This window comes from Cellulomonas sp. KU4C, from assembly GCF_056868065.1.
This window is the reverse complement of the sequence record NZ_CP200322.1, coordinates 406,933-431,192: the sequence shown is the minus strand read 5'-3', so window position 1 is coordinate 431,192 and position 24,260 is coordinate 406,933. Positions and strand designations below refer to the sequence as shown.

Sequence of the window (24,260 nt, the reverse complement as noted above, 5' to 3'; positions counted from 1 at the left end):
GTCGCACGACCCACGCCGAGGGAGGGGATGCGCGTGCCGGACCAGGTCTTCCTCGCGCCGGGCGAGGCCGTCGACCTCGACAACTGCGCGCGCGAGCCGATCCACGTCCCCGGGTCCGTCCAGCCGCGCGGGCTGCTGCTCGTGGTCCAGGACGAGGGCGCGGTCGTCCTGCAGTGCTCCACGAACGTCGACGTCGTGCTGGGTCTGGCCGTCGACGACGTGCTCGGGCGGTCGCTGCCGGAGGTGCTCGGCGACCGGGCCGCCCGCGTGGTGCTCGACCAGCTCGAGGCGGTCCCCGACCACCGGACCCGCAACCCCGGGCTCGTCGAGGTCGAGGGCGCGGCGGGCACCACGGTCCTGGACGTCGTCGTGCACCGGCCGCCGCCCGCCACGCTCGACGAGCCCGGGCCCGTGTTCGTCGTGGAGCTCGAGGTCGCCGACGGCCCGCGCCCGCTGACCTACGCCAGCACGTACGAGTCGGTCCGCGACGCGATCGCGGACCTCAACCGCGCCGACGAGCTCACGGCGCTCTACGACACCGCCGCGCGGCACGTGCGCCGGCTCACCCTGTTCGACCGCGTGATGATCTACCGGTTCGACGCCGACTACAACGGCGAGGTGGTCGCCGAGGCCCGCCGCGCCGACCTGGAGCCGTTCCTCGGGCTGCACTACCCGGCGTCCGACATCCCGCCGCAGGCCCGCGCGCTCTACGAGAAGAGCTGGATCCGGCTCATCTCCGACGTCGACTACACGCCGGTGCCGGTGGTGCCGACGACCGACCCGCTCACCGGCCGCCAGCTCGACCTCACGTACGCGCAGCTGCGCAGCGTGTCGCCGATCCACTGCGAGTACCTGCGCAACATGGGCGTGCGCGCCTCGATGTCGATCTCGCTGCTCCGCGACGGGAAGCTCTGGGGCATGGTGGCCTGCCACCACTACAGCGGCCCGCACGCGCCCTCGTACGGCGTGCGCGCGGCCGCGGAGTTCCTCGGCGTCGCCCTGTCCGCGCGGCTGGTCGCGCAGGTCGAGGAGGACCTGCTCGCCGAGTCCCGGCGCGCGTCGGGCGTGCTCGCGCGGCTGGTCGGCGCCTCCCGGGACGAGGACGTCCGGCTCGCGCAGGCGCTGACGCGCACGGACGACCTGCTCGACCTCGTGCCCGCCGACGGCGTGGTGGTGTGCGCCGGCGGCGACCTCGCGACCCGGGGCGCGGTGCCCGACGACGACGCCTGCCACGCGCTGACCGCCTGGGCCAGCGGCGTCGGCGACACCGTGCTCGCCACCGACCGGCTCGCCGAGCACCCGGTCGCGCCCGCGGTCCCGGGGGTCGCGGGCGTCGTGGCGCTCGCCCTGCCGGACGGCGGTGCGGTCGTGTGGGTGCGCGGGGAGGTCGTGCAGACCGTCGACTGGGGCGGGGACCCGAACCACAAGGCGATCGTGGTGGAGGAGGGCGACCGCCGACGCCTCGGACCCCGGGAGTCGTTCGACCTCTGGCGCGAGCAGGTCCGCGGTCGGTCGGTGCCGTGGGACGACCGGCACGTCGGCAACGCCGGCGACCTGCGCGGCCACCTGGTCGAGGCGCTGTTCCGCCGCGGACGCGCAGAGGTGCAGGCCGCGCGGGCCATCCAGCGCACCCTGCTGCCCGCGAGCCTGCCGGACCTGCCGGGCTGGACCGTCGCGGCACGGTACGAGCCGTCGGGCAGCGGCGAGGTCGGCGGCGACTGGTACGACGTGCTGCCGCTCACCGACGGGCGGCTCGCGCTCGCGGTCGGCGACGTCACCGGGCACGGGCTGCCGGCCGCCGCGGCGATGGGTCAGCTGCGCCACGCGGTCCGGGCGTACCTGCTGGACGCGGCGCCGCCCGCGGTCGCGCTCGCCCGGGTCGGCGCGCTGGCCCGCTGGACGCTGCCCGGGCAGATGGCGACGCTGGCGCTCGCGGTGCTCGACCCGGCCACCGGGGAGGTCACGTACGCGGCCGCGGGTCACCTGCCGCCGCTCGTGGTCCGCGCGGACGGGACCGCCGCCTGGCAGGCGGTGCTCGGGTCGCCGCTCATCGGCCTGCTCGACGGGGAGCCCGCGTCGGACCGGCTGACGCTCGGCCCCGGCGACGCGATGCTGCTGCTCACCGACGGGGTGCTCGAACGCCGGGGCGAGTCGCTGCGGGTCGCGATGGACCGCGCCCGCGACGACGTCGGCCGCCCCGCCCCCGATGCCCTCGGCGACGTGGTGAACCGCCTCCGCGACCCCGCCTCGGACGACGACGCCACCCTCCTCCTCCTCGCCCGGGCGTAGCCGGTCGAGGTCGAGGGTTCGCCGCGAGGTCGAGGGTTTCCGAGGCCCGAGAGCGACGGAACCCTCGACCTCGCCGGGGTCAGCTGCGCAGGAGGTCGGCGAACGACGGGGTGGTCGTGAACGGGTCCTGCGCGACCCGGGGCTCGCGGGTCGCGACGGTGGCGGCGAGCTCGGCGCCGGCGCGCCGGATCCGGGCGGGGAGCGCGCTGGGCTCGTCACCCGTGGCGCCGGTCGCCCAGTCGTCGGTCGCGGCGAACACGGACGTCGTCGCGACGTCGGCCCGCAGGTACGTGAACAGCGGGCGGATCGAGTACTCCAGGGCGAGCGAGTGCCGGGCCGTGCCGCCGGTCGCGCCGAGCAGCACCGGGAGCCCGACGAGCGCGTCCTTGTCGAGGACGTCCACGAACGACTTGAACAGGCCCGAGTACGTGGTCGTGAACAGCGGGGTCACGGCGATCAGCGCGTCGGCGCCGGTCACGGCCTCGATCACCTCGGCCAGCGCCGGGCTCGCGACGCCGGTGAGCATCGCGTTGACGATGTCGTGCGCGTGGTCCCGCAGCTCGACGACCTGCACCTCGGGGCGCCGGCCGCGGTCGGCGAGCTCGGTGGCGGTCGCCTCGGCGAGCCGGTCGGCGAGCAGACGGGTGGAGGACGGCTGGCCGAGGCCGGCCGACAGCGCGACGATCCTGCGCTCGGACATGACGGGTGCTCCTGTTCTGGGGTGACGCGGGGGTGTGGCGTTGTCCCGGCTCAGCGGCCGGCGGTGACCGCGTCGGCCGCGGCGGTGTCGTCCTCGGCCGTCTTCCCGGTCCAGTGGTCGGCCGCGGCGACGGTCTGCTCGTGCACGGTGCCGGCGGCCCGGGCCTGGGCGACGCGCGCCGCGTGGCTCGGGGGGTCGGACGGGACGTGCGCCGGGCGGTCGGACTCCATCTCCTTGCGGAGCACCGGGACGACCTCGCCACCGAGGATGTCGAGCTGCTCGAGCACCGTCTTGAGCGGCAGGCCCGCGTGGTCGATGAGGAACAGCTGCCGCTGGTAGTGGCCGACGTCGTGGCGCATGGCGGCGTACCGGTCGATCACCTGCTGCGGCGAGCCGACGGTCAGCGGGGTCTGCGCCGCGAAGTCCTCGAGGGAGGGGCCGTGGCCGTAGACGGGCGCGTTGTCGAAGTACGGGCGGAACTCGTCCACCGCGGCCTGCGAGCTCTTCCGCATGAACACCTGGCCGCCGAGGCCGACGATCGCCTGGTCCGCCCGGCCGTGGCCGTAGTGCTCGAACCGCTGCCGGTAGAACTGGACCATCTGCTTCGTGTGGCTCATCGGCCAGAAGATGTTGTTGTGGAAGAAGCCGTCGCCGTAGTACGCGGCCTGCTCGGCGATCTCCGGGGTGCGGATCGAGCCGTGCCACACGAACGGCGGGACGCCGTCGAGCGGGCGCGGGGTCGAGGTGAAGCCCTGGAGCGGGGTGCGGAACTTGCCCTCCCAGTCGACGACCTCCTCGGTCCACAGGCGCCGCAGCAGCGCGTAGTTCTCGACGGCGAGCGGCACGCCCTGGCGGATGTCCTGGCCGAACCAGGGGTAGACCGGCCCGGTGTTGCCGCGGCCCAGCATGAGGTCCATCCGGCCGTCCGAGATGACCTGGAGCATCGCGTACTCCTCGGCCAGGCGGACCGGGTCGTTGGTGGTGATGAGCGTGGTGGCGGTCGACAGCACGATGTCCTTCGTGCGGCCCGCCAGGTAGCCGAGCATCGTGGTGGGGGACGAGGCGACGAACGGCGGGTTGTGGTGCTCGCCGGTGGCGAAGACGTCGAGGCCGACCTCCTCGGCGTGCTGGGCGATCGTGAGGATCGACCGGACGCGCTCGGTGTCGTCGGGGGCACGTCCCGTGTGCGGGTCAGGGGTGATGTCGCTGACCGTGAAGACTCCGAACTGCATCTCGCGCTCCTCAGATCGATGCGTTTGCATGTACTTGCGCCCCAACCGGGCGCGGCGCGGATCTATTCCGCGGGTGCCGTGGGCGCCGAGCCGGCCCGGGAGCGCCCCCGGGTCAGCAGGTGCAGGACCAGCCCCGCGGCGAGCAGCACGCCCGCCAGCGCCCAGTGCCGCGCCTGCTGCTGGGTGAGCAGCACCAGGCAGGTCACGACCGCCAGGACCGGCAGCGCGGTCCACGCCCGGAAGTGCGCGTGCTCCACCCGGTCCCGGCGCAGCACCAGCACCGCGACGTTCGTGCTGAGGAACACGAACAGCAGCAGCAGCACGACGGTCGAGGCGAGGTCGACCAGCTCGCCGGTCGCGGCCAGGAGCATCGCCACCGCGGTGGTCACCAGGATCGCGACCCACGGCGTGCGCCGGTTCGGCAGCACCCGCCCGAGCACCGGCGGCAGCAGCCCCTCGCGCGCCATCCCGTAGGTCAGCCGGCTCGCCATGATCATCGTCAGCAGCGCGCCGTTCGCGACGGCGACCAGCGCGACCGCCGAGAACACCTCCAGCGGCACGCCGCCGGCGACCCGCACCACCTCGAGCAGCGGCCCGCTGGACGCGGCCAGGTCCGCCGGGGCGACGACCGCCGGGGCCACCAGCCCCACCAGCAGGTAGACGACCCCGGCGGCGAGCAGGGCGCCGAACAGGGCCCGGGGGTAGACCCGTCGGACGTCGGTGACCTCCTCGGCCAGGTTCGCGGACGTCTCGAACCCCACGAACGAGTAGAACGCGATGAGCGCGCCGCCGAGCACGGCCGCCGCCCAGGACGTCTCCGCGGGCAGCTCCAGCACCCGGCCCGGCTCGCCGTCGCCGCGACCGAGCACGACTGCGCCGAGTACGACCACGAGCACCAGGCCGGACAGCTCGATCACCGTCATCACGACGTTGGCGCGCAGCGACTCCTGGATGCCGCGCGCGTTCAGGGCCGCGACCAGTGCCAGGAACACCAGCGCGACCGGGACCGCGGGCAGGTCGAGGAACACCGCGAGGTAGTCGCCGGCGAAGGCCAGTGCCAGTCCCGCTGCCGACGTCACGCCGGCGGCGAGCATGCAGAACCCCACGAGGAACGACACCAGCGGGCTGCCGTACGCCCGCTGCGCGAACACCGCCGACCCGCCCGCCCGGGGGTACTTGGTCACGAGCTCGGCGTAGGAGGCGGCGGTGAGCAGCGCCATGCCGAGCGCGACCAGCAGCGGCAGCCAGATCGCCCCGCCCGCCTCGGCGCCGAGCTTCGCCCACGAGGGCGTACACCCCGGCGCCGAGCACGTCGCCCAGGATGAACAGGAACAGCAGCGGCCCGGTCACGGCGCGGCGCAGGCCGGGGCCCTGCCGGTCGGACGGGGTGTCGGTGGTCGTCACCGCCCGAGTATCAGGGCGTGCGGACGCCCTCGCGCGGTGGGCCGACCGGGTGACGGCGACCGCGTCCGCCGCGGGCACCGCTCAGCGGTGCCGGGGTGTGGCCGATGGGCACGGGCGCAGCACCACGACCAGGGGGGTCCCGTGTCCGCACCGTCGTCCCGCAGCGGCCCGCGCCGCGCCGCACGCTCCGGCTGCGTCGCCCGGGTGATCGCCACCGCGCTCGCCGTCCTGGCGCTCGCGGTCCCCTCGTCCGTCGCGGCCGAGCCCGACGCGCCGCCCGGCCCGGGCTTCCGGCTGGGCGCGCACGTCGACCGCGGGTCCGCGCCGGACGCGGCGTCGGCGGTGGCGGCGTTCGAGGACGCGCTCGGCCGGCGCCTCGACGTGCACCGCTGGTACAGCCGGTGGGACGACGTGCAGCCCGTGGCCCCGGTGGTCGAGTCGGTCGCGCGCGGGCGGACGCCGCTGCTGTCGATCTGGCCGCGCCGCGCCGACGGGTCGGTGGTGCCCTGGGCGGCCATCGCGGACGGGCGGGTCGACGCGGAGATCCGCGCGCAGGCGGCGGGCGTCGCCGCGCTCGGCGTGCCCGTGTACCTGGTGCTGCACCACGAGGCGGACATCGCGGCCGGGTGGGGGACCCCCGCGGAGTTCCGGGCCGCGTGGCGGCGGTACGTGCAGGTGTTCCGGGACGCCGGGGTCACCGACGTGCTCTGGACCTGGGTGGTCACGCCCGCGAGCTTCGGCAGCGCGCCCTCGACCCCGGGGGCCGACGCGTTCTACCCGGGGGACGACGTCGTCGACCGGGTCGGTCTGGACGCCTACAACTGGTTCGGCTGCGCACCGGGGAAGCCGACGGCGTGGCGGCCGCTCGCGGAGGTGGTCGGCCCGTTCCGGCAGTGGGCGGCGGCCCGCGGGCGGACGCCGCTGCTCGCCGAGCTCGGCACCGCGGCCGACCCCGCGGACCCGGGGCGCCGGGGCGCGTGGCTGGCCGAGGCCGTCGCGTACCTCGGGGCGTGGCCGGGGCTGGACGTGGTGTCGTCGTTCGAGGGCACCGGGACCTGCGCGTGGGCGGTCGCGGGGTCGGAGCCGACGCGGGCGGCCTACGCGGCGGCGGTCGCGGGCCCGGTCGCGCACGCACGGCCGACGGCCTGGGTCCGGCCGTCGACGCGCGTCGGCCCGGCGCCGCTCACGGTGGCGCTCGACCTGTCCCGCAGCACCGGCGGCGGTTCCGCCACCGGGTCCGGCGTGGTCCGTTGGGTGCTCGAGCTCGGCGACGGGACGACGCGCAGCGGCACGGGCCCGCCGGGCACGGTGACGCACACGTACGCGGCGGGTGCCCCGGTGGTGCGCCTGACGGTGACCGACGCCGCGGGCCGGACCGCGTTCGACCGGCGCGCGCTGGTCGTCGCGTCCCCGCCGGTCGTGACGGCCGCGGAGCGGGACGTGACCGGCGACGCCGCCGGGCTGCGCGCCTGGGTGGATCCGCGCGGGCTCCCCGGGACGGTCCGGCTGTCCTGGTCGGTCGAGGGGGGACCGGAGCTCGGCGCGGTCGAGCGGTCGGTCCCCGCCGCGACGTCCGCCCAGGCGGTCGCGCACGACCTCGCGGGACTCGTGCCGGGCACCCGGTACCGGTGGACCGCGACCGCGACGACCGCGGCCGGGACGACGACCGTCGCCCGGACGGTGGACACCCCGGGGCCGCCCACGGTCCGGGCGGTCACCGCGACGGGGGTCGGTCGGACCTCCGCGACGGTGCCGCTGCGGGTGCACCCGCACGGGCTCGCGACGACGGTGCGCGTCGAGACCGGGCCGGGGTGGGGCACGCGGACCGCCGAGCAGACGTTCGCGGCGGCGACCTGGGAGCGCGCGGGCGAGGCGGCGCTGACGGGGCTGACCCCGGGCACTACCTACCGGTTCCGGGTGGTCGCCACCAACGCCGCCGGCACCGCCGTCGGGCCCGAGCAGGTGCTCACGACCGCGCCGTGAGCCGGTGCGGCGCGCCAACCGCGGAGGTGACCAACCGTGCGGTTGACCACCTCGACGGTTGCGTGTCACCCTCGCGGGACCGTTCACCCGTTCGAGGAGGCCGCGTGCCCGCGCAGGACCCGCTGTCCCAGGTGTTCTCCGCCCTCGCGGACCCGCTGCGCCGGGACATCGTCGCCCGGCTCACCGCCGGGGACGCCACCGTCGGCGAGCTCGCCGCCCCCTACCCTGTCACGGCGCAGTCCGTGTCGAAGCACCTGCGGGTGCTGGAGGCCGCGGGCCTGGTCACCCGCCGGCGCGAGGCCCAGCGGCGGCCCGTGCACCTCGAGGCCGAGGTGTTCGACCTCATGACGATGTGGATCGAGCGGCACCGGCGCGAGGCGGAGTTCCGGTACCGGCCGATCGACGAGGTGCTGCTCGCCCCGCAGCCCGAGGTGCTGCGGGAGCCGGTCGTCCGCCCGGCCCCGGCGCCGCGCACGGTCGCGGGGCCCGCTGCCGCACCCACGCCGGCGCCCGCACCGGCCCCCGCGCCCGCGCCGGCCGGCCCGCCGGCTCCCGCCGGCCCGGTGCGCGTCGACCGGGTCGTCGTCGAGGAGCGGGACACCGAGCCGCGCACGCTGCGGGTCCGGCGCGGGGCCGACCGGGTGTTCCAGCCGTGGGACCTGCAGGCGCGGGCGGTCCCGGCGGACGGGGCGCGGACCGCCGACGGCACCGACGGCACCGACGGCATCGACGAGCCGCGGCCGGACGACGAGCCGACCGCCGGCGGGACGGGTGGCGCGCGGGGCTGACCGCCGCGTCCGGTTCACCCGGAATCGCCGGTTCAATCCCTCATGACCGGTCTGTCCGCGTCGATCGGCAGGGTGCGCGGGGGCGCCCATCTGCCAACCCCTCATCGAGGAGCGACCGTGTTCAGCCGCAGCCGTACGACGCCGTCAGCCACGGCCAGCCAGCTCACCGAGTCCCGGGCCAACATCGAGGCCGTGACCGCGGTCGTGCGCGCCCTCGCGGACGCCGCGACCTCCGAGGCCGCGGTGCGCAACGCCCTGGAGGTCGTCCGCGAGCGGTTCGGCTGGGTCTACGGGTCGTACTGGCGGATCGGCGACGACCGCGCCCTGCACTTCGTCCAGGAGTCCGGAGAGGCGGGCGAGGAGTTCCGCCGCGTCACCCACACCGCGTCGTTCGGCGAGGGCGTCGGCCTGTCCGGGCGCGCCTGGCGCAGCCGCGACCTGGTGTTCGTCGCCGACCTGGGCGAGCTCACCGACTGCGTGCGCGCACCCGCCGCGCAGCGTGCCGGCGTCCGGTCGGGCGTGTGCTTCCCCCTCACCGAGGACGGCGTCGTCACCGGCACGATGGACTTCTTCACCACCGAGACCCTCGACCCGTCGCCGCAGCGCCTCGACACGCTCCGCAGCATCGGGGTGCTGGTCTCGCAGGCGATCGAGCGCGTCGCCGCCGGCGAGCGGCACGCGGACGCGTCCCAGGACGTCGAGGCCGTCAACCGCGTGATCCACGAGGTCACCAGCGCCCCGTCCGCGCAGGACGCGCTGTCCCGCGCGCTGGAGGCGATCCGGACCGGGTTCGACTGGGCGTACGCGTCCTACTGGGCCGTCGACGACCGCGACCACGCCCTGCACTTCGTCCAGGAGTCCGGCGACGCCGGTGCCGAGTTCCGCCAGGTCACCCGGTCCGCGTCGTTCCGCGAGGGCGTCGGCCTGGCCGGCCGGGCCTGGCGCGCGCGCGACCTGGTGTTCGTCGCCGACCTGGGCGAGCTCACCGACTGCGTGCGGGCTCCCGCGGCGCAGCGGGCGGGCGTGAAGTCCGGCGTCTGCCTGCCGATCCTCGTCGACGGCGTCATCACCGGGACGATGGACTTCTTCGCCACGCAGACCCTCGAGCTCTCGGACCGCCGGCGCGAGGCGCTGCGCAACACCGCGTTCCTGGTCGGGCAGGCCCTCGAGCGGCACGCCGCGTCCGACCGCCTGCGCACCGCGGGCGAGGAGCTGGTCACCTCCATCCAGGAGGTCGAGCGCAACGTGCTCGCCGCGACGACCGTCGCCACCGACGGGCAGCGGCTGGCGCACGAGGCGAACCAGGAGGTCGCCGGCCTGGGTGAGTCCAGTGCGGAGATCGGCCAGGTCGTCACCGTGATCCAGGGCATCGCGGCCCAGACCAACCTGCTCGCGCTGAACGCGACGATCGAGGCCGCCCGAGCGGGGGAGGCGGGCAAGGGGTTCGCGGTCGTCGCCGGCGAGGTCAAGGAGCTCGCGCAGGAGACCGCCGCGGCGACCACGCAGGTGGGCGACAAGGTCGAGAAGATCCAGCAGCAGGTCGCCGGGGTGATCACGTCGCTGGCGAAGATCGGCGGCGTGGTCGAGCGGATCAACGAGACCCAGCAGACCATCGGCGGCGTGCTGACCGAGCAGGTCGCGGTCACCAAGGCCATCCTCCGCTGACCCGCCCGCGCCGAGACAGGACCCGCGCACCGGGACAGGGCCGTCCGCGGACCTGACTCGGCGCGGCGGTCCTGACTCGGCGTGCGTGGGTGCGGGCGCCCGGGGCGTGCGGGGCGCCCGGGGGTCAGGGCTTGTAGGCCCAGTGCCAGGGCTCGCGCGGGGTGTCCTCGACGAACCCGTAGCGGGCGCCGTTGGCCCGCATCCAGGACTGCGCCTTGTCGTCCAGCGCGAGGTCGACCGCCATGCCCCAGCCGTGGTCGCTGGTGCCGGGGACCGCGGCCAGGCCGCCGTTCTTGTACAGGCCCTTGCGCGCGGCGACGTCGACCTGCGACTCGTAGGACCGGTAGGAGTCGGTGATGCCGATCGTGACGCCCGCGGCGGCCGCGTCGGCGCGCAGCCGTCCCAGCGACTCCGCGGCGGGGGCCCAGAGGCGGTGACCGGTGCCGTCGACCGGGGACAGCGCCTCGGCGGGGATCTTCCCGTTGCCGTACGCGGCGAGCGCGAGGGGCACGCCGTCGGCGTCCAGCGCGGTGCCGGCGGCCGACGAGGACGCGGAGCCCGAGGTGCCCGCGGTGCCCGTGCCGTCGACCGCCTGCGCGAGGGCGTCCGCGAACGCGGCGCCGCTGCTGCTGGTCGTGGTCGCGGCCACCGGGGCCAGCGTGCCGATCGTCGCCTGGATGGCGGCGATGCGCTGGCTGATGCCCGCGATGCCGTCCATGCCCTCGATGCCCATAGGTCTGTGCGTCCCTCTCGCCCGTGCTGCGGTTCCCATCGGCGGGCGGGCCACGGACCTGAGCACCGTGCGCCGACGGATCCGTCGTGCCGCACGATCACGGGGCAGAACGCGACACGCGGGGCCGGGAGCACGGCCGTGTCGGTGCCCGTGCGTACGGTCGGACCATGAGCAGCCGACGGCACGTGTGCACCTGGTTCGAGGACGGCGACGACGTCGACGTCGTGTGCGTCTGCGGCGCCCGCGCGGTGGCCGTGGTGGACGAGGAGTCCGGCGACCTGGTCGTCGTGGCGCTCGCGGAGGAGCGCGTGCTCCTCGCCGCGACGGCCTGACCCTGCTGCGACGGCCCGACCCCCGGGACGCCGGCCGTCGTCAGCCCACCGGCACGGTCCGGCGCTCGGGCGTGAACGCGTAGAGCTCCCCGTCCTGCTCGCCGACCCACCAGGCGCCGCACATCATCGTCGCCTGCTGCTCCTGCTCGACCGGCCACCAGTCCGCGTGCAGCGTCGACACCGAGCGGTAGTCGCCGGGGTCGGCGTCGACGGGCCGCGGCGCGAGCGGCTGCTCGGGACCGACCGGGACGCACTCCGCGGGCAGCGCGTCGAGCCGCGCGTCCATGCGCACGATCCGCTCCGCGCCGCCGGGGCGGGACTTCACCCGGATGTCCGCTGCCTCGGCGGGCAGCCAGTCGGGCAGCGCCGTGTCGCCGTGCGCCTCCTGGACCGACCGGTACGTGACGGCGGTGTCGCGGGCGCCGCCGAGCGCCTCGGCGACGGGGCCGGCGCAGGCGCTGAGCGCCAGGACGACGCCCGCCGCGGCGGCGGTGACCGCGAGCAGCCGCCGCTCGGGCGTGCCCGCGGGGGTGCTGGTGAGGGGCGTGGTGTCCATGCCCTCGACGCTAGGCGGGGCCGGGCGCGCGGCACATCGACCCGGGGGCCGGTCCCGCGCGCCTGCGGGTCCGCCCGGGGGTGGACCGCGGGTCAGCCCGGGGCGGGTGCCGTGGCGCTGGACGGCGTGGCGGCCGGCGTCCCGGGCGGCGCGTCCAGCCGCGACCGCAGGCCGGCCACCGCCGGGAGCCCGGCGGCCTGCGCGTCGGCGAGCGCCGCGGTCCACCGCGCCCGCGCGTCCTCGCCCGCGCCGTCCGCGGCCGCGCAGTCGCCCAGCCCGGTCAGGGCGCGCACCCGCTCGCCGCTGTCCGCGGCGGCGTCGGCGACCGTCAGCGCCGCCGCGAACGCGTCCCGCGCCGCCGCGGCGTCCTGCCCGGCGAGCGCGACCGCGCCGAGGCCGTTGAGCGCCTCCGCCTCGATCAGCCGGGCGCGCAGCCGCTGCCCGAGCGCACGGGCCCGGGTGAGCGCGGCGTGCGCGCCCGGCAGGTGGCCCGCGGCGAGCAGCGCGTGGCCCAGCACGGTCCCGGCCTCGGCCTCGACGGTCACGTCGCCGAGCTCCGCGGCCCGGGCCACGACGGCGCGGACCGCCGGCACCGCGTCGCCCGGCGCGCCCGTCGTCGCCCGCAGCCGGGCGTCGTACAGGGCCGCGCGGAGCAGCATCCCGGCGTCGCCGACCCGCTCGGCGGCCGCCCGGGCGAGCACGACGCGCGCGCGGGCGTCGTCGACCCGACCGGCCTGCTCCAGCGCCAGCACCGAGTTGAGGGTCACGACGGCCGTGTTCACCGCGTCCCCGGCCGCCGCCGCGAGGGCGAGCGCCGCGTCGTAGCCCGCGAACGCCTCGGTGTGCCGGCCGAGCACCCGCAGCACGTCCGCGTGGTTGCCCACGGCGCGTCCCTCGCTCACCGCGTCCCCGGCGACCCGCGCGGCGGCCACGGCGTCGGCGTAGGACCGCAGCGCCTCGTCGGTGCGACCGAGCCGCTTGTAGACGTTCCCGATCCGGTTGAGCGTCTGGCCGGGCCGGGGGTCGTGGCCGGACTCGTGGGACCGCACCAGGTGGGCGAGGGCCTCGTCGTAGCGGCCGAGCTGCTCCAGCGCGCGACCGACGTCCCGACCGGCCCGGCTCCGGCCCGCCGGGTCGGCCGCCTCGACGGCGTGGGTGTGCAGCTCGACGGCGTCGGACCAGTGGCCGGCGGTGTCGAGGTACGGCGCCAGCGTCCCGGACAGCGCCCCCAGCTGCTCCGCGAGCCCGAGACCCGCACAGAGCCCGGCCGCGCCGACCGCGACGCCGCGCAGGTCGTCGAGCCGGGTCCGGGCCTCGGCCGGTGTCGGGGCGTCGTCGGCGGCGGCGGGGAGGTCGTGGTGCGGGGCGACGACGGCGACCAGGGGGCGCGCCTCGTCGAGCAGCCGTTCCGCGAGCCGGGCGACGGCGGCGCGCCGCGCGCTGACCGGCTCGTCCTGGTGCCCGGCGTCGACCGCGTACCGCCGCACCAGGGCGTGCACGGTCGACCGCCCGGCGGCGTCCGTCCGGACGAGGTGCGCGTCCTCGCCCGCGGCGAGCGCCCGTCGCACGCTCGGGACGTCCAGCCCCGCGAGGACGGCGAGCCACGCGGTCGGCAGCGGGGCGGGGTGCAGCGCGAGGCGGCGCAGCACGAGGGCCTGCTCCGGGTCGAGCGCGCGGTACGCCGCGTCGATCGCGGGCAGGGCGTGCGCCGAGCCGGCGACGCGGTGCTGGTGGTCCGCGAGGGACCAGCCGGGCTGCTCGTCGACCCGGCCCGCGGCGACGGCCAGTGCCACCGGGAGGTACCCGCACGCGGCGGCGAGCGCGGCGGCGGCGTCCGGCTCGGCGGCGACCCGGTCCGGGCCCACGAGGTCGCCCAGCACCGTGACGGCGGTCGCCGGGTCGAGCGGGCCGAGCACCACCGCGCGCGAGCCGGCGACGGCGAGCGACCGGCGGGACGTGACCAGCAGCGACCAGCCGGGCAGCCCGTCCGCGAGCCGCTGGACGTGGTCGGCCCCGGGCGCGTCGTCGACGACGAGCAGCGGCGTGCCGTCGCGGGAGCCCGCTGCGTCCGCGGACGCTGCGAGCCCGGCGAGCCCGGCCAGCACCGGGTCGACGTCCGCGCCGCCGTCGACGACCCGGACCGGGGCTCCCGTGGCCGCGCGGTGCCGCGCGGCCACCGCGCGCACGACCGTGCTGAGCCCGGCCCCCGGCACCCCGGTGACCACCGCGACCCGCGCACGGGGCGCGGGGGCGGCGGCCCACGCGAGCAGCTGCTCGAGCTCGGCGTCGCGCCCGCGGACCCGGGGCAGCTCGGCGAGCGGGTCCGCGTCGCGCAGCAGCGGCGCCCGGCCGGCCCGCTGACCGACGTGCCCGCCGACCTGATCGCCGACCTGCTCGCGGCCCGCGACCCGGCGGGCCGTCGCCGCGTGCGCGCCCCGCCAGGCCGTCGCGTCGTCCGGCGTGCCCCCGAGGGCGCGCACCAGGTCGACGAGCAGCTCGACGTCGAGGCGGGCCCGGCCGTCGCGGAACGCGTCGTAGACGGTGACCCGGCCCGGGCGCCGCTCGTGCTCCGGGACGCCGCGCGCGGCCCGCAGGCCGTCGACCCGGCGGACGAGCTCCGCGTACGACGGGGAGCCGGCGCGGGCCCGCAGCGCGCGCAGCCGGGTCGTCAGGTCGTCCCAGCCCGCGGGGTCCGGGGGAGGGGAGGCGTCGCCGGGCACGCCGACCAGGGTACGAGCCGAGGGCGGCGGTGCCGGCGGGGTGTTCGGGTTCGTTCGGGACACGTGCCGGGCGGGCGGGCCGTGCGGTGCGCTGGGCCCCTCGCGTCGCACCCCCGCGACGCCGCACGCCGAGGAGGGGCGGACCGATGGGTCTGTTCGACAAGATCAAGTCGATGTTCACCGCGGAGTTCATCGTGCTGGAGGGCGCGCCCGCGCTGTCGCCCGACGAGGACCGGGCGCTGGCCCTGGGCGCGGTGTACGCGGCCGAGGGGCACCTGCCGGTCAACGCCCCCACGATGGAGGCCGACCCCGCGACGGCGCAGAAGCTGCTGTCCGGCGCGTGGGACGTGCACGGGCCCGACGACGTCGACCGCGCCTACGCGTTCCTCCTGCACCAGGGGCACCGGGGGTACTACGCGCTGGTCGCCCCTCGGGTCGACGAGGTGTTCGCGGACCGGCGCGGCGCCCGGGGGCTCCAGCAGGAGCACCTGGCGCGGATCGGCGGGGAGGCGGCCGAGCGCGGCCTCGACCCCGAGCGCGCCCGCGCCTGGTACACGGGGTGGACGGGCGCGGCGGTCGCGGGCGGGCACGCCGAGCTGATCGACCCCCTGCCGGCGAGCATCGTCGCGTGGGACGCCGCGCGGGTCGTGCACCTGAGCCGCCTGCTGCTCGACGCGGGCCTGGTGACCCGGGACCGCGCGTTCGAGGCGATGGGCGAGGCGGTCGGCCTGTCCCGGCCCGCCTACCGGGGGTGGGAGGAGTTCGGCCGGGCGTTCGTGGTGGGTCGGGCGTTCTGGACGGCGGGCACCAGCCGGAACCCGGTGGACGGCGACATCGGCTCGTTCGACCGCGCCGTGGACCGGCTGCTGAAGGACGACGGCTCCCCGTGGCTCCGGCTGGCCTGGTGACGGGAGGTCGGCGCGCGCAGGGGCGTGGTCGGCTGCGGTACCCGGGCCGCTGGGTGGGGCTGCTGGTGCTGATCGGCCTGGGGATGGTGGTCGTCCTCGTGTGGGGCGACGACCTGCGACCGCACGTGCACGCGTTCCTGTCGAACGTGCTGCGCCGGATCTGACGCGCCGGGGTGCCGGACCCGACGGCGCGCCCGCGCGTCAGGGGGCGGGTGGGGGTGCCGCGGGCGGCGGCGCTGCCGGCGGTGGCGCGGCGGGCGGGGGACCGGCCGACGGCGTCAGGCTGACCACCGACCCGGCCACCGTCGTGCCCGACGGGCTCTGCTCGGCGACGGCGCCGGCGGGCTCCGCGGACGGCTGCGGCGCGCGGACGACGACCCGGAACCCCGCCGCGGCGAGCGCGCGGCGCGCCGCGTCCACGTCCAGGCCGACGACGCGGGGCACCGGCACCTGCCGGCCCAGCACCTCGTCCTGGCCGGCGGGCGCGAACCCGGGGACCGCCTGGCCCTCCAGGGTGCGGGTCATGAAGCCCTTCCAGATCGGCACGGCGACGGAGGACCCGAACACGTTGCGGATGTACCGGCCGTTGATGGTGATGCGCTGCATCGGGACCATCGCCTCGGCGTGCCCGACCCACACGGCGGTCGCGCGCAGCGGCGTGTAGCCCACGAACCAGGTGTGCTCGTTCCGGGAGGTCGTCCCGGTCTTGCCGGCGGCGGGGAACGGGGGCGCGGGCGTGCTCGCGGTGCCGGACCAGACGTTCTGCAGGGCGTGGTTCACCGCGTTCGCGATCCGGGGCTCCAGCGCGCCGGGCGTGCAGGACGACGCGGGCACCGGCAGCGGGGCGCCGTCCCGGTCGACGACCGCGGTGATCGCGACCGGGGTGCAGTACGTGCCGCCGGCGGCGAACGCGGCGAACGCGGCGGCCATCGCGAGCGGTGCGACGGAGTCGGAGCCGAGCACGTTGGCGGGCAGCGGGTCGAAGGGCCCGTCGCCGGACTGGCCGCCGGCCTTGTGGATGCCCAGCGAGGTCGCGGTGTCCATGATCCCGCAGAGGTCCAGCTGCGAGGCCATCGCGATGTAGCCGGAGTTCACCGAGCCGCGGGTGGCGTCGAGCACCGACATCACCCCGCCGGACCGGGGCCCCTCGGCGTTGGCGAACCGGTACTCGGTGCTGCCGTTCAGGCCGGTGCACGGGGCCGTGAACTCGCTGAACCGGTACGAGAACCGCGTGCCGTTCACGGTCTCGCTCAGGCTGTGCCCCTCCTTGAGCCACTGCGCCAGGGTGAAGGGCTTGAACGTCGACCCGGGCGGGAACCCGCTGGCCCCGCCGTACCGGAAGTCGGTGCTGTAGTTCACGGCGGTCTCGCGGTCGCCGTGGTCCTGGGTGTTGTTGTAGACGCGGTTCTGGGCCATCGAGGTGATCCGCCCGGTGCCGGGCTCCACGGTGACCAGGGCGGTCGCGACCCCGGACGGGTCGGCCACCGGCACCTGGTTCTTCACCTCCTCGTCCGCGATGGTCTGCTCCCGCGGGTCGAGGGTGGTGGTGATGGTGAGCCCGCCGCGGTAGAGCAGGTCGACGCGCGCGTCCTCGGTCTCCCCGAACGCGGGGTCGTTGCGGATCACCTTCGTGACGTAGTCGCAGAAGTAGCCCGACCCGCGCACGGCCGCCTCCGCCTGCATGCACCCGATCTGCCGGTCGTCGACCCGCAGCATGTCGGGCAGCGGCGTCGCGATCCCGGCGGCGAGCTCCTCCGCGGTGATGTACCCCTGCTCGTGCAGCAGCCCCAGCACGATGTCGCGCCGCTCCTGCGCGGCCTGCGGGTTGCGCACCGGGTCGAACGCCGTAGGGCTCTGCGTCACGCCGGCGATGGTCGCGGCCTCGAGGTAGGTGATCTCCGAGGCCGGCTTGCTGAAGTAGCGCAGCGCGGCGGCCTGCACCCCGTAGGTGTTGAGGCCGAACTGCGCGATGTTGAGGTACGCCTCGAGGATCTGGTCCTTGGTCATCTCCTTCTCGAGGGCGATCGCGAGCTTCGCCTCGCGGATCTTGCGCGCGTACCCCTCGGGTCCCTCCGCCTCGCGCGCGGCGTCGGCCCCGGCGAGGTCGCCGGCGCGCACCGCCTGGTCGATGAGGACGTTCTTGATGTACTGCTGGGTGAGCGTGGAGGCGCCCTCGGTGCGCTCCGGGTGCTGGAGGTTGCGCACCAGGGCGCGCAGCATCCCCTCGGGGTCGATGCCGCCGTGGTGGTAGAACCGGCGGTCCTCCGTCGCGATGACGGCCCGCTGCAGCGGCTCGGAGACGGCGGTGAGCGGGACGACCTCGCGGTTCTCGGCCCAGAACAGCGCCAGCACGGTCGTGCCGTCGGCCGCGAGCACGACGGAGCGCTCCGACAGCGGCTGGCGGTCGAGCGCGGTCGGCAGCTCCTCGAACGCCTGCACCGCGAGGTCCGTGGTGCCGTTCGCCACGGCGACGCTCGGCAGCACCAGCGCGGCCGACAGCACCCCGCCGATCCCGGCGAGCAGCGCGAACGCCACCAGCAGCGCGACGGCGCGCAGCACCGACATCCGTCGCACGCCGTGGCCTCGGGCCGGGGTCATGCCGACACGCTAGGGCAGACGGTCGTCGCGTGCGCCCGGTTCCGCGGCCGGGCGTGCGTCGGGCGAGCGGGGCCGGGAGCGCTCAGGCGCCGCCGAGGGCCCCGAACGCGTCGGCGACGGTCTCGTGCGACGGCAGCACCCGGATCATCGTCGTCAGGGTCAGCACGTCGAGCACCTGGCCGGTGGCGCGGGCGATCGTCAGGTCGCCGCCGGCGGTCCGGGTGATCCGCAGGCCCGCGACCAGGGCGCCCAGGCCGGACGAGTCGAGGAAGGTCGTCTCCTCCAGGTCCAGCACGATCTTGGTGCGCCCGGCCTCGACCAGGTCGGCGAGGACGGTGCGCAGCTCGGGGGCGTCCGCGGCGGTCAGCCGGCCCTGGGGATGCACGACGACGACGGGGCCGCCGATCCGCTGGACTGCGATCTCCACGTCCCACCCTCCTGTCGTGCCGGCCGGGACCGCTCCCGGTGCGCCCTCACCTTAGGCACTCGACCGCCGCCGGGCGACGCGCCCCGCCCGGGCGGCCCGGCGGGTCGTGCGCCCGTCTGCGAGCATGAGGGCGGCGCCGGGCGGTTCGGCGCCCGCACGCCGACCACCGGGGGGACTGCTTGACCGAGGGCACGCTACGGGTCGTCGTGCTGGACGACGACCCCGACGTCGCCGCGTACACCGCGGCCGTGCTGGAGCGGCGCGCGGGGTGCGACGTCGTGGTGCTGCACGACGCGTCGGACATCCTCGGGACGCTGGACCGGCACGACCCCGACGTGGTGGTCACCGACATCGAGATGCCCGGCATGTCGGGGCTCGAGCTCGCCGGGGTGCTCCGGGAGCGGGTCCCGGACGTCGGCGTGGTCGTGATGACCGCGCACGTCTCGGTCGACCACGCGGTCGAGGCGCTGCGGCGGCGCGCCGACGAGTTCCTGCCCAAGCCCGTCGCGGCGGCCGACCTGGTCGCGGTCGTGCGGCGGCTCGGCGAGCGGCGGCGCGCGGCGGTCGCCGCCCGGCCGGTCGTGCTCGCGGTCGGGGCGCACCCGGACGACGTCGAGATCGGCGTCGGCGGCACGCTCGCGGCGCACCGGGCGGCCGGGGACACGGTCGTCGTGCTCACCCTGTCCCGCGGGGCGCGCGGCGGGGACGTCGCCGCCCGCGAGGGTGAGGCGCACGCCGCGGCCGCCCTGATCGGCGCGCGCCTGCTGCTCGAGGACCTGCCGGACACCCGGATCCCCGTCGCGGAGCCGACGCTCGGCATCGTGGAGCGGGTCGTCGCCCAGGTGCGGCCCACGGTCGTCTACACGCACAGCGAGCACGACCGGCACCAGGACCACCGCGCGGTGCACCAGGCGGTGATGGTCGCGACCCGCGACGTCGCGACGGTGGCGTGCTTCGAGAGCCCGTCGGCGACGGTCGACTTCCGGCCGAACCGGTTCGTCGGGGTCGACGACCACCTCGCGACCAAGCTCGCGATGCTGGCCTGCTTCGGCTCCCAGACCGCGATCCGCGACTACCTCGACCCCGAGATGGTGCGGGCCACCGCCCGGTACTGGTCGCGGTTCGGCACCGGCCGCGCGGTGGAGCCGCTGGAGATCGTGCGGGACACGGGAGCGCGGCGGCCGTGAGCGCGTCGCCGGCCCCCGTCGTCGCGGGTGCGGGGCGCGGGTGGGCGTCCGCCGCCGCGCCGGCCGTGGCGCTCGCGCTCGGGGTGCCGGCCGCGGCGACCGGCGGGCTGGGCCCGGCCGCCACCGCCGCCCTCCTGCTGCCGGTGCTGTGGATCGCGGCCGGTCCGGGTCGGCGGTCGGTGCCGCTGGCCGTCGCGGCGTCCGCGGCGGCGCTGCTGCTGGTCCCGCTGCTGCTGCCGTGGGCCACGCCGGACGCGGGGCGCGCGGTGCCGGTCCTGCTGGTGCACGCCGTCGCGGCGCTGGTCGCCCACGCCCTGGCCCGGCGCGTCCGCGGGGACCTCGCGCACCTGCACGCCGCGGAGCGGCTGACCCGGAGCGTGCTCGACGCGGTCACCGAGCAGGCGGTGATCGGCACGGGCCCGGACGGGCTGGTCGACGTCTGGAACCCCGGCGCGGAGCGGATGCTCGGCCGACGGGCCGCGGACGTCCGCGGCGCGCTGCGGGTCGACGAGCTGGTGCACCCCGACGAGCTGCGCGAGCGCTGGCGCCGCACCGCCGCCCGGACCCCGTTCGCCGCGCTGGTCGCCGAGGTCACCACCGACCGGCCCGACGTCTCCGGCTGGACGTGGCTGCGCGCCGACGGCTCCGGGGTGCCGGTCCAGGTGTCGGTGACGGTGCGGCGCGAGGACGACGGCCGGGTGGCGGGCTACCTGTTCGTGGCCACCGACCAGACGCTGGCGCTGGAGTCCGCGCAGCTCCAGGAGCAGTTCACCGGGATGATCTCCCACGAGCTGCGGACCCCGGTGAGCGCGGTCGTCGGTCACCTGGACCTGCTGCGCGACGACCCGCTGACGCCCGACCAGGCGCGGTCGGTCGAGGTCGCCGAGCGGAACGCGCACCGGCTGCTCGGGCTGGTCGACGACCTGCTGTTCACGGCCCGGGTCGACGCCGGCGGGTTCCCGCTGAACCCGACCGACGTGGACGTGGCCCAGGTGGCCCGGGCCGCGGTGGAGTCCGCCCGGCCCGCCGCGGAGCGCGCCGGGGTGCGGCTGGCGCTCGACGTCCCCGCCGACCCGGTGCCGCTGCGCGCCGACCCGGTGCGGCTCGCGCAGGTCTGCGACAACCTCGTGTCGAACGCGCTGAAGTTCACCCCGGCCGGCGGGTCGGTGACCGTCGGGGTGACGGCGACCGTGGACCACGTCCGGGTCGCGGTGGCCGACACCGGGCTGGGGATCCCGGCCGACGAGCTCGACCGGCTGTTCGGGCGGTTCTTCCGGACGTCGACCGCCGCGCGGCACGCGGTGCCCGGCATCGGGCTCGGGCTGGCGATCACCCGGTCGGTGGTCGTCGCGCACGGCGGTGTGGTGGAGGTCACCAGCGTGGAGGGCGAGGGGGCGACGTTCACGGCGGTCCTGCCGCGCCGGGGGCGGGCGGGCTGACGGAGCCGGGAACGGCGAAGCCCCGCGTCGCCTGGGGCGAGCGGGGCTTCTCGGTGTGGCTCCGACCGGCGTCGATCCGGTGACCTTTCGATTTTCAGTCGAACGCTCTACCAACTGAGCTACAGAGCCTTGGTACGACAACACCGGCCCAGATGGACCGGTGTGATCGAGCGACCCCGACGGGACTTGAACCCGCGACCTCCGCCGTGACAGGGCGGCGCGCTAACCAACTGCGCTACGGGGCCTCGTTGTGAGACCTATTCTTCCACATGCACTGCTCGTACCCCCAACGGGATTCGAACCCGTGCTACCGCCGTGAAAGGGCGGGGTCCTGGGCCGCTAGACGATGGGGGCTCGTTCGCCCCTGACGTCGAGGCGTCTTCAGACCGGTGATGACTATACGTGCATCCGCGGGGATCCCCCAAATCGGCTCGTGGCGACCCGTCGCGCGACCCCGCGTGCCCCGTGATCATCAGGGAGGATGGCCCCGTGGTGGACATGTCGCTGGAGGAGTTCGAGGACGCCGTCCGGGACGGGCTGGACCGCATCCCGCCCGAGCTCGCGGCGCAGATGGACAACGTCGTGGTGCTGGTGGAGGACGACGCGCCCGCCGACGACCCCGATCTGCTGGGCCTGTACGAGGGCGTGCCCCTCACCGAGCGCGGCGAGTTCTGGGCGGCCGGCTCGCTGCCCGACCGGATCACGGTCTTCCGGAACCCGACGCTGGCGATCTGCGCGGACCGGGAGGAGGTCGTCGAGGAGGTCGCGATCACCGTGGTGCACGAGGTCGCGCACCACTTCGGCATCGACGACGAGCGGCTGCACGAGCTCGGCTGGGCATGACCCGGCCCTTCCCTCCATCGACAAGGAGCGATAACATCGATGAACAACGATGATTCAGGATCCACCGCGGCGTTGCACGACCACGCCGGCGTCCCGGAGCACGCGCACCAGGACGTCGCCCGTGTGCTGCACGCCCTGGCGGACCCGACGCGGCTCTCGCTCGTCCACCTGCTCGCCGACGACGCGCTGCGGGTCGTCGACCTCACCGGGGCCCTGGGCCTCGCGCAGTCGACGGTCTCGGCGCACCTCGCGACGCTGCGGGCGGCCGGGCTCGTGGTCGCCACCCCCGAGGGGCGGGCGACCCGGTACGCGCTGGCGGACCCCGAGCTCGACGAGCTGCTGGGGGCCGCCGAGCGGGTGGTCGCCCGGACGGAGGGACGACGATGGGGCACGACCACGGGCACGGCGGCCACGGGCACGGCGGCCACGACCACGGGCTGACCGCCGCGCAGGCGCACCGGGGGCGGCTGGCCGCGGTGCTCGCGATCACGCTCTCTGTGCTCGTCGCCGAGGTCGTCGGCGGGCTGCTGTCCGGGTCGTTCGCGCTGCTGGCCGACGCCGGGCACATGCTGACCGACGCGGTCGGCGTCGGGCTCGCGCTGCTGGCGACGTCGCTCGCCCGTCGCCCCGCCACCGCCCGGCGCACGTTCGGCTGGCAGCGCGCGGAGATCCTCGCCGCCCTGGCGAACGGCCTGGTCCTGGCGGTCGTCGCCGTCGCGGCGGTCGTCGGCGGCGTCCGGCGGATCAGCGAACCCGCCGAGGTCGAGGCCGGCCTCATGCTCGGCGTCGCGGTGGTCGGGCTGCTCGCGAACGCCGTCGGCCTGGTGCTGCTCCGCCCGGGCCAGGCCGAGTCGCTCAACGTCCGCGGCGCCTACCTCGAGGTGCTGGGCGACCTGCTCGGGTCCGTCGCGGTGATCGGCGCCGCGGTCGTCGTGCTGACCACGGGGTTCGTCCGGGCCGACGGGATCGCCTCGGTGCTGATCGGCCTGCTGATCGCCCCCCGCGCGTGGTCGCTGCTCCGCGACGTCGGGGTCGTGCTGCTGGAGGCGACGCCGCCCGGGGTGGACCTCGACGACGTCCGCCGGCACATCTGCGGCGTCCGCGGGGTCCTCGGGGTCCACGACCTGCACGCCTGGACGATCACCTCCGGCGTCCCCGTGCTGTCCGCCCACGTGGAGGTCCCCGCCGACGTCCTCGCGCGCGGCGAGTCCGGGCGGGTCCTCGACGACCTGCGCCGGTGCCTGGCCGGGCACTTCGACGTCGACCACTGCACGTTCCAGCTCGAGCCCCCGGAGTCCCGCGAGGCCCGCACGCACGCGTGAGGGGGCCGGGACCGGCCGGTGGGGCGGCGCGTCGGTACGCTGGCGCACGTGACCGACGACCCCGCCGCAGCGCCCGCCCGCACCCGTCTCGGCGTGGTGGTCCTCCCGCAGCGGCGCTGGTCGGCCGCGCGGCACGTGTGGCGCCGGGCGGAGGAGTACGGGTTCGACCACGCGTGGACCTACGACCACCTGGCGTGGCGGTCGCTCGCCGACGAGCCGTGGTTCGCCACGGTGCCGCTGCTCGCCGCGGCGGCGGCCGTGACCGAGCGCATCGGGCTGGGCACGTGGGTGGCGTCGCCGAACTTCCGGCACCCCGTGCCGTTCGCCAAGGACGTGATGGGGCTGGACGACATCGCCGAGGGGCGGTTCCTGCTGGGGCTGGGCGCCGGCGGCGAGGGCTTCGACGCGGGCGTGCTCGGCCCGGCGCCGACGCGGGGGGAGCGGACCCGCCGGTTCGAGGAGTTCGTCGAGCTGCTGGACCGGCTGCTCACGCACCCGGTGACCGAGCACGAGGGCGAGTTCTACGCGGCGCACGGCGCGCGGATGCTGCCCGGGACGCTCGCGACGCCGCGGACGCCCTTCGTGATCGCCGCGAACGGTCCCCGCACGATGGCGCTCGCGGCCCGGTTCGGGCAGGGCTGGGCCACGTACGGCCCGACGTTCGCCCCCGGAGAGGAGCCCGGGTCGGCGTCGGCGGCGCAGGAGGCGTGGTGGACCGGGCTGGCCGGGATGGTCGACCAGGTGCGCGAGGTCGCCGCGCGGGTCGCCCCGGAGGGCCGGGTGCCGGACCTGTACCTGAGCCTCGACGGCGCGCCGGTGTACTCCCTGGAGTCGCCGGACACCCTCGTCGAGGGGGTGGAGCGCGCCGCGGACCTGGGGTTCAGCGACGTGGTCGTGCACTGGCCCCGGGCCGAGGGCATCTACGCCGGCTCGGAGGACGTGCTGGCCGAGGGCCTGTCCCGCCTCGGCCGCTGACCCGCGACCCCGACCCCGGACACCGACCCGGCGACCCCGACCCCGGACGCCGCCGAGGCAGGACCGCACCGCCGAGACAGGACCGTGGGGCGACCTGAGTCGACGCGGCGGACCTGTCTCGGCGCGGGCGCGGGCAGCGGGCAGGCAGAAGGACCGGGG

The 24,260-nt window shown here is 76.5% G+C and carries 20 protein-coding genes, 3 tRNA genes and 1 pseudogene; 13 read left to right on the top strand and 11 right to left on the bottom strand.

What is annotated here, in order from left to right:
* The first annotated feature begins 27 nt into the window (after positions 1-27).
* Positions 28-2,289, top strand: a complete 2,262-nt coding sequence (locus AC1VL8_RS01995) for a SpoIIE family protein phosphatase (protein WP_483073919.1) — start codon at positions 28-30, stop codon at positions 2,287-2,289.
* Between the two features lie 79 nt (positions 2,290-2,368).
* Here the strand turns inward: AC1VL8_RS01995 and AC1VL8_RS01990 are convergent, their stop codons facing one another.
* The 3 genes and pseudogenes from AC1VL8_RS01990 to AC1VL8_RS01980 all read right to left on the bottom strand — a co-directional run bounded on the left by AC1VL8_RS01990 (position 2,369) and on the right by AC1VL8_RS01980 (position 5,625).
* Complete coding sequence (locus AC1VL8_RS01990) at positions 2,369-2,989, bottom strand: FMN reductase (protein WP_389231654.1); 621 nt, start codon at positions 2,987-2,989, stop codon at positions 2,369-2,371.
* A gap of 50 nt (positions 2,990-3,039) precedes the next feature.
* On the bottom strand, positions 3,040-4,221 hold the full coding sequence (locus AC1VL8_RS01985; RefSeq protein ID WP_389231651.1) for an LLM class flavin-dependent oxidoreductase: 1,182 nt from the start codon (positions 4,219-4,221) through the stop codon (positions 3,040-3,042).
* Between the two features lie 62 nt (positions 4,222-4,283).
* A pseudogene (locus AC1VL8_RS01980) lies at positions 4,284-5,625 on the bottom strand (APC family permease).
* 141 nt (positions 5,626-5,766) lie between these two features.
* Here AC1VL8_RS01980 and AC1VL8_RS01975 point away from each other — a divergent pair.
* The 3 genes from AC1VL8_RS01975 (at position 5,767) to AC1VL8_RS01965 (ending at position 10,061) form a co-directional block, all read left to right on the top strand.
* Positions 5,767-7,608, top strand: a complete 1,842-nt coding sequence (locus AC1VL8_RS01975) for a glycosyl hydrolase (protein WP_483073918.1) — start codon at positions 5,767-5,769, stop codon at positions 7,606-7,608.
* A 104-nt stretch (positions 7,609-7,712) separates the two neighbouring features.
* Complete coding sequence (locus AC1VL8_RS01970; RefSeq protein ID WP_483073917.1) at positions 7,713-8,396, top strand: ArsR/SmtB family transcription factor; 684 nt, start codon at positions 7,713-7,715, stop codon at positions 8,394-8,396.
* A 117-nt stretch (positions 8,397-8,513) separates the two neighbouring features.
* Positions 8,514-10,061 carry a GAF domain-containing protein gene (locus tag AC1VL8_RS01965; RefSeq protein WP_483073916.1) on the top strand — a complete coding sequence of 516 codons (1,548 nt, stop codon included), beginning with the start codon at positions 8,514-8,516 and terminating at the stop codon, positions 10,059-10,061.
* Positions 10,062-10,185: 124 nt separating this feature from the next.
* Here AC1VL8_RS01965 and AC1VL8_RS01960 read toward each other — a convergent pair whose 3' ends face one another.
* Positions 10,186-10,794, bottom strand: coding sequence for a M15 family metallopeptidase (locus tag AC1VL8_RS01960; RefSeq protein ID WP_483073915.1), 609 nt, complete (start codon positions 10,792-10,794; stop codon positions 10,186-10,188).
* A 167-nt stretch (positions 10,795-10,961) separates the two neighbouring features.
* On the opposite strand from AC1VL8_RS01960, the gene AC1VL8_RS01955 reads away from it, so the two are divergent.
* A complete protein-coding gene (locus AC1VL8_RS01955) occupies positions 10,962-11,126 on the top strand; it encodes a hypothetical protein (protein WP_389231633.1) in 165 nt (54 codons plus the stop codon).
* A 40-nt stretch (positions 11,127-11,166) separates the two neighbouring features.
* On the opposite strand, the gene AC1VL8_RS01950 is transcribed toward AC1VL8_RS01955, so the two are convergent.
* Both AC1VL8_RS01950 and AC1VL8_RS01945 read right to left on the bottom strand, forming a co-directional pair.
* Positions 11,167-11,682, bottom strand: coding sequence for a hypothetical protein (locus AC1VL8_RS01950; protein ID WP_483073914.1), 516 nt, complete (start codon positions 11,680-11,682; stop codon positions 11,167-11,169).
* Between the two features lie 92 nt (positions 11,683-11,774).
* Positions 11,775-14,402 carry a tetratricopeptide repeat protein gene (locus tag AC1VL8_RS01945; RefSeq protein WP_483073913.1) on the bottom strand — a complete coding sequence of 876 codons (2,628 nt, stop codon included), beginning with the start codon at positions 14,400-14,402 and terminating at the stop codon, positions 11,775-11,777.
* Between the two features lie 146 nt (positions 14,403-14,548).
* Here AC1VL8_RS01945 and AC1VL8_RS01940 point away from each other — a divergent pair, with 146 nt between their 5' ends.
* Positions 14,549-15,310: a DUF1266 domain-containing protein gene (locus AC1VL8_RS01940; protein WP_483073912.1), complete on the top strand. Its 762-nt coding sequence runs from the start codon at positions 14,549-14,551 to the stop codon at positions 15,308-15,310.
* Complete coding sequence (locus AC1VL8_RS01935; protein WP_389231621.1) at positions 15,289-15,474, top strand: hypothetical protein; 186 nt, start codon at positions 15,289-15,291, stop codon at positions 15,472-15,474. Before AC1VL8_RS01940 ends, AC1VL8_RS01935 begins: the two co-directional genes overlap by 22 nt.
* 37 nt (positions 15,475-15,511) lie before the next feature.
* Here AC1VL8_RS01935 and AC1VL8_RS01930 read toward each other — a convergent pair whose 3' ends face one another.
* Positions 15,512-17,908: a transglycosylase domain-containing protein gene (locus AC1VL8_RS01930; protein ID WP_483073911.1), complete on the bottom strand. Its 2,397-nt coding sequence runs from the start codon at positions 17,906-17,908 to the stop codon at positions 15,512-15,514.
* 82 nt (positions 17,909-17,990) lie between these two features.
* Entirely contained in the window at positions 17,991-18,335 is a 345-nt protein-coding gene (locus tag AC1VL8_RS01925; protein WP_389231615.1) for an STAS domain-containing protein, read from the bottom strand.
* Between the two features lie 179 nt (positions 18,336-18,514).
* Between AC1VL8_RS01925 and AC1VL8_RS01920 the strand changes: the two genes are divergently transcribed.
* Both AC1VL8_RS01920 and AC1VL8_RS01915 read left to right on the top strand, forming a co-directional pair.
* Positions 18,515-19,522, top strand: a complete 1,008-nt coding sequence (locus tag AC1VL8_RS01920; protein WP_483073910.1) for a response regulator — start codon at positions 18,515-18,517, stop codon at positions 19,520-19,522.
* Positions 19,519-20,961 carry a sensor histidine kinase gene (locus tag AC1VL8_RS01915; RefSeq protein WP_483073909.1) on the top strand — a complete coding sequence of 481 codons (1,443 nt, stop codon included), beginning with the start codon at positions 19,519-19,521 and terminating at the stop codon, positions 20,959-20,961. The genes AC1VL8_RS01920 and AC1VL8_RS01915 overlap by 4 nt, the downstream gene beginning before the upstream one ends.
* Positions 20,962-21,017: 56 nt before the next feature.
* Here the strand turns inward: AC1VL8_RS01915 and AC1VL8_RS01910 are convergent.
* From AC1VL8_RS01910 to AC1VL8_RS01900, 3 genes are all read right to left on the bottom strand, one after another.
* Positions 21,018-21,090: transfer RNA gene (locus tag AC1VL8_RS01910), tRNA-Phe, on the bottom strand.
* Positions 21,091-21,132: 42 nt separating this feature from the next.
* Positions 21,133-21,206: transfer RNA gene (locus AC1VL8_RS01905), tRNA-Asp, on the bottom strand.
* Positions 21,207-21,242: 36 nt separating this feature from the next.
* A tRNA-Glu gene (locus tag AC1VL8_RS01900) sits at positions 21,243-21,315 on the bottom strand.
* Between the two features lie 144 nt (positions 21,316-21,459).
* On the opposite strand from AC1VL8_RS01900, the gene AC1VL8_RS01895 reads away from it, so the two are divergent.
* The 4 genes from AC1VL8_RS01895 to AC1VL8_RS01880 are packed head-to-tail and all read left to right on the top strand — an operon-like array spanning position 21,460 to position 24,101.
* Complete coding sequence (locus AC1VL8_RS01895; protein WP_483076171.1) at positions 21,460-21,804, top strand: metallopeptidase family protein; 345 nt, start codon at positions 21,460-21,462, stop codon at positions 21,802-21,804.
* 39 nt (positions 21,805-21,843) lie between these two features.
* Positions 21,844-22,245, top strand: coding sequence for an ArsR/SmtB family transcription factor (locus AC1VL8_RS01890; protein ID WP_483073908.1), 402 nt, complete (start codon positions 21,844-21,846; stop codon positions 22,243-22,245).
* Complete coding sequence (locus tag AC1VL8_RS01885) at positions 22,188-23,126, top strand: cation diffusion facilitator family transporter (RefSeq protein ID WP_483073907.1); 939 nt, start codon at positions 22,188-22,190, stop codon at positions 23,124-23,126. The genes AC1VL8_RS01890 and AC1VL8_RS01885 overlap by 58 nt, the downstream gene beginning before the upstream one ends.
* Positions 23,127-23,174: 48 nt before the next feature.
* Positions 23,175-24,101 carry an LLM class flavin-dependent oxidoreductase gene (locus AC1VL8_RS01880; protein ID WP_483073906.1) on the top strand — a complete coding sequence of 309 codons (927 nt, stop codon included), beginning with the start codon at positions 23,175-23,177 and terminating at the stop codon, positions 24,099-24,101.
* Positions 24,102-24,260 lie beyond the last annotated feature (159 nt).

Excerpts from the sequence above, each read along its gene's own strand:
- AC1VL8_RS01960 (WP_483073915.1), bottom strand. The coding sequence starts at position 10,794 with ATGGGCATCGAGGGCATGGACGGCATCGCGGGCATCAGCCAGCGCATC.
- AC1VL8_RS01990 (WP_389231654.1), bottom strand. The coding sequence starts at position 2,989 with ATGTCCGAGCGCAGGATCGTCGCGCTGTCGGCCGGCCTCGGCCAGCCG.
- AC1VL8_RS01955 (WP_389231633.1), top strand. The coding sequence starts at position 10,962 with ATGAGCAGCCGACGGCACGTGTGCACCTGGTTCGAGGACGGCGACGAC.
- AC1VL8_RS01985 (WP_389231651.1), bottom strand. The coding sequence starts at position 4,221 with ATGCAGTTCGGAGTCTTCACGGTCAGCGACATCACCCCTGACCCGCAC.
- AC1VL8_RS01950 (WP_483073914.1), bottom strand. The coding sequence starts at position 11,682 with ATGGACACCACGCCCCTCACCAGCACCCCCGCGGGCACGCCCGAGCGG.
- AC1VL8_RS01995 (WP_483073919.1), top strand. The coding sequence starts at position 28 with ATGCGCGTGCCGGACCAGGTCTTCCTCGCGCCGGGCGAGGCCGTCGAC.
- AC1VL8_RS01940 (WP_483073912.1), top strand. The coding sequence starts at position 14,549 with ATGGGTCTGTTCGACAAGATCAAGTCGATGTTCACCGCGGAGTTCATC.
- AC1VL8_RS01890 (WP_483073908.1), top strand. The coding sequence starts at position 21,844 with ATGAACAACGATGATTCAGGATCCACCGCGGCGTTGCACGACCACGCC.
- AC1VL8_RS01885 (WP_483073907.1), top strand. The coding sequence starts at position 22,188 with ATGGGGCACGACCACGGGCACGGCGGCCACGGGCACGGCGGCCACGAC.
- AC1VL8_RS01895 (WP_483076171.1), top strand. The coding sequence starts at position 21,460 with ATGTCGCTGGAGGAGTTCGAGGACGCCGTCCGGGACGGGCTGGACCGC.
- AC1VL8_RS01930 (WP_483073911.1), bottom strand. The coding sequence starts at position 17,908 with ATGACCCCGGCCCGAGGCCACGGCGTGCGACGGATGTCGGTGCTGCGC.